This is a genomic window from Bradyrhizobium sp., assembly GCF_019242285.1.
Lineage (GTDB): Bacteria > Pseudomonadota > Alphaproteobacteria > Rhizobiales > Xanthobacteraceae > Bradyrhizobium.
The window spans coordinates 1-3,856 of sequence record NZ_JAFAVV010000621.1 but is presented as its reverse complement, the minus strand read 5'-3'; the positions used below and the strand labels follow the sequence as shown (position 1 = coordinate 3,856).

The following is a 3,856-nucleotide window of genomic DNA, read 5'->3' as shown; positions in this document are numbered from 1 at the left end:
ACGATCGGACACTGCCGCCGAGAGCGGCGAGGAGACCATTCTGGTGGTCGAAGACGACGCATTGGTCCGTCAATACGTCATCGCCCAGTTGGAGAGCCTGGGCTATGCGGTGCTCGCCGCCGCCTCCGCGGGCGAGGCCATCGACATGGTCGCCTCCGGCCGCGCATTTGACCTGCTGTTCACCGATGTGATCCTCGGCAGCGGAGTCAACGGTCCAGCGCTCGCCGACGAGATCCTGCGGCTGCGCCCCGGTATCAAGGTGCTGTATACATCCGGGTACACGAAGGACGCGATGGTGACCCAAGGCCGGGTTGAGCCGGGCGTCGAGCTGATCCCCAAGCCCTATCGCAAGACCGAGCTCGCGCACAAGATCCGCGCAGTGCTCGGCACTCCTTCCGGCGCGGCGGCGCAAAACTGGCTCAGAAAGCTACGATGAGTCGCGGTAGCGTCTCGCGGCTCGTCACCAGCACATTCGGCCCGACGCCATCTCGAAGAATGCGAACTGTCAGCACCGCCACCACTTCGACGACCAGTTCGCAGTAATCGAGAACGACAAGCAATCGCCGGTCGGTCAGAAGATGCCAGCAATCCAGCGCCCATGATCGAAGGCCGCAGGCGCGGATCGAAAAGGTCCAGTCGATCAGCCGCGGACCATCCGCCGTCATGATCAGGTTTCAGGGTGGATGTCGCCATGGCACAGCCCGTCCCCGGGTGCTGCAGGCGGTCGATCAGCGCGAGGATGCCGGAGGCGATGTGCTTCGGCACGATGTTGCCCGAGCGCCTGAGCGCGGTGCCCATCCAGCCGCGCAGATACAACGCCTCCTTGCTTGCGGGGCATTGCCGCGCATTTCGGTTCGCCCTGGGGCGGGGCGACGTTAGCGCCTGATGACGGACTTGACAGTTTAGTACAAGCGTACTATTTTTAGTACATGCGTACTAAAACCAAATCCGCTCCTGCGGAGACCCGGTCGTTCGCTGAGGCTGCTCGCCGCTCGCAGATCGTCGACTGTGCGATCGACACCGTCGCCGAAATGGGGTTTGCCAGGGCCTCGGTTGACCAAATCGCCAAGCGGGCGCGCGTCAGCAAGGGCGTCATCACCTATCACTTCCCAAGCAAGGAGGAGATTGTGGACGCAGTGATCGAGAAGGTGGTTGCCGCAGGCCGCACATACATGGAGCCGCGCATCATGGCCGAGACGTCAGCGGCCGGCCGATTGCGCGCCTACATCGAATCCAACCTGGAATTCATCGACGCCCATCGCAGCCCACTGATCGCCCTCGTTGAGATCGCGATGACTGCGCGCCGCGCCGACGGCAGCTTGATCATTGGTCCCGAGTCGCTCGCGCAGCGCGCCGCGAACCTCGGAGAGCTGCTGCGTGCCGGTCAGCGGTCCGGTGAATTCCGCCGATTCAATACGCGCGTGATGGCGCTAACAATCATACACGCCATCGACGCCGTGCCGTTCTTGTTGGCGCGCGAGCCCGGCCTCGAGGTCAAGCTGCATGCGAAGGAGCTGGCAATGATCTTCGCCCTCGCCACACGGAGGGAGTCCTCATGACGACACCGTCACCTGCGCTTCATGCACAACTTCGGCCCGTGATTGGCGCACAATGGGTCAATTTCGGCCTTTGCGTTGCACTCCTCGCGGTCGCCTTCGCTTTAAGACATGGCATTTCGCCCGCGGTCTGGATCCGCTCGACAATCATCCTGCTCGTAAGCCTGTTCATGTTGTTGTGCGGCATGCAGATGCGCCGTGGCCGGCGCTCGGCCTATGTGCGCGCGAAGTGGATTGCGGCCCTTGGCACCATCGGGTTCGTCGGTGTCGCGGCGCTGCCCGGCCCATTTCCCGCCTGGATGCGCATCGAACAGGGCGCTCAGGCGCTAGTCTTTCTGGCGCTCGCCTGGATGCTGACGCGGCCCAAGCTTGCGCAATTCTTTCCGCGTGTCAAAGCTCCGATCCATGCGGGCGTGGCCAACCCTTCCGCCGACACGAGCGCTCGCGATGCGAGCTTCGACTATCTGCGCGCCTTCATTGTTCTCCTCGTGCTGCTGCATCATTCGGTGCTGGCATATGCGGTCATGTGGCCGACGCAACCGGGGACATTCAACATCTTGCCTGCGCCAATCGTTGATCCGAGCCGATGGGCCGGGTTTGACCTCCTTGTCATCTTCGACGACACGTTCTTCATGGCGCTGATGTTCTTGCTCTCCGGCCTTTTCGTCTGGCCAAGCCTCGAGCGCAAGGGAGGCGCCGAGTTCCTGCGCAATCGATTTTTGCGACTGGGCGTCCCGTTCGCCATCGCCGCGGGAATCCTGATGCCGCTTGCGTACTACCCTTCCTATGCGGTAACGGGCGCCGATCCGGGCTTCCTCGCCTACGCTCGCGCCTGGCTATCGCTTGGCTTTTGGCCCGGCGGTCCCGCATGGTTCATCTGGCTGCTGCTCGTCTTCGATGCCGTCGCGGCCGGGCTTCATATGCTGCGGCATCGCTGGGCGGCAAATATGCAAGTCGCGCGGCATGTCGGTGGGTATGGCTCCTCGACGGCCTTCGTTGCCGTGCTCCTTGTCGTTTCAGCACTGGTCTATGTCCCCATGGAACTGGTCTTCGGCGCAGACCGTTGGCTCACGCTCGGTCCGTTTTCATTCCAGGCGAGCCGTCCGTTGCTCTATGCGACTTATTTTCTGGTCGGGCTAGGGTTGGGCGCCACTGGCACGGAGTGCGGCTTTCTTGCGCGTAATGCCGGACTGGCGCAGCGATGGCCGATTTGGATTTCGGCCGGGCTGGCCGCCTATGCGTTACGGCTCGCCATCATCATAAAGCTCGTCCTGCCGGTAGCTGGCGCTCATCAGCCCCTGCCTCTCGCCCCCCGTCTTCTTAATGACCTCACCTTCATACTGTGCTGCGGCGCCATCAGCTTTGCCTTCATCGCACTCTTCCGCCGGTTCGCCATCGCACACTACTCCGTCTTCGACAGCCTCAGCGCCGGTTCCTACGGCATGTACCTCATTCACTACCCTGTCGTCATCTGGCTCCAGTTCGCGCTGCTCGCGGCCGCGCCAGGCCCGATAGCCAAAGGGTCCGTCGTCTTCGTCGGCGCGGTCGCCCTAAGCTGGGGAATAGTGGCAGCGCTCCGCCGCGTTCCGTCGATCGCGCGACTGCTCTGAGTTTTCGCATGGACCAGCATGTACGCATAGCGCTTGCGCAATACTCGGCCGACAGCGACCCTGTCACGGTGATCGCTGCGGCACACCGCGCAGGGGCTGATATCGTCGTCTTCCCAGAATCATTTTCCAATGGGCTTGTGCCCTTCGACTTGGCCGACTCTGACGCGCGGGAACGGAAAAAGCTCTAGCTGGTCGCAGCAATGCTGTCCCGCCAACACGTCAAGAGCTCCGTGCAGATGTCCTAGACCGGGCAGAGCGTCGCGATCGTGACGTGCGGCCAGCTCAGCCCGTTGAAATTGAGCAGCACGCGCTGGGTGTATTGAAGCTGCAGCGACGGATGGCCTTTGCCGTCGTCGATCTCCTCGATCCAGAACGTCGTCGTCACCCTTTGCGCGACGGCATTGGGGCCACCGGCCGGCGGCTGCCCCTTGCCCTGCAGGAACGCGATGTTGTCGGCGCCGCCGCCGATGTCGGGACGGGGCGGCCGAACCGTCTGGTCCGGCGCGTCGGAAGACAATTGCAGCACCGTGGTCCGCATGATCTTCTGACCGGCGATGGCCTCCGAGAGCAGCAGGTTGGGATTTTTCAGCTCCTCCGGCTTGAGCTTTGCGACGCGGGCACGGTCGGTGCGCGACTGACTGGCGTTGTTCAAATCCTCCTCGGCGAAATGCACCAGGTTCGTCTCGCCGT

4 protein-coding genes and 1 pseudogene are annotated in these 3,856 nt (G+C 62.9%); 3 read left to right on the top strand and 2 right to left on the bottom strand.

Annotated features, from left to right (window positions below; all coding sequences use genetic code 11):
- The coding region (locus JOY90_RS25455; protein ID WP_291693867.1) for a response regulator at nt 1-436 on the top strand (436 nt) is incomplete at its 5' end.
- Here the strand turns inward: JOY90_RS25455 and JOY90_RS25450 are convergent.
- Nucleotides 420-665 (bottom strand): hypothetical protein, encoded by a 246-nt coding sequence (locus tag JOY90_RS25450; protein WP_291693866.1) that lies wholly within the window; start codon nt 663-665, stop codon nt 420-422. The genes JOY90_RS25455 and JOY90_RS25450 overlap by 17 nt on opposite strands.
- A gap of 264 nt (nt 666-929) precedes the next feature.
- Here JOY90_RS25450 and JOY90_RS25445 point away from each other — a divergent pair, with 264 nt between their 5' ends.
- Entirely contained in the window at nt 930-1,559 is a 630-nt protein-coding gene (locus tag JOY90_RS25445) for a TetR/AcrR family transcriptional regulator (protein ID WP_291693865.1), read from the top strand.
- Nucleotides 1,556-3,166 carry an acyltransferase gene (locus tag JOY90_RS25440; protein ID WP_291693864.1) on the top strand — a complete coding sequence of 537 codons (1,611 nt, stop codon included), beginning with the start codon at nt 1,556-1,558 and terminating at the stop codon, nt 3,164-3,166. Before JOY90_RS25445 ends, JOY90_RS25440 begins: the two co-directional genes overlap by 4 nt.
- Before the next feature lie 241 nt (nt 3,167-3,407).
- On the opposite strand, the pseudogene JOY90_RS25435 reads toward JOY90_RS25440, so the two are convergent.
- A pseudogene (locus JOY90_RS25435) lies at nt 3,408-3,856 on the bottom strand (hypothetical protein); the annotation flags it as partial.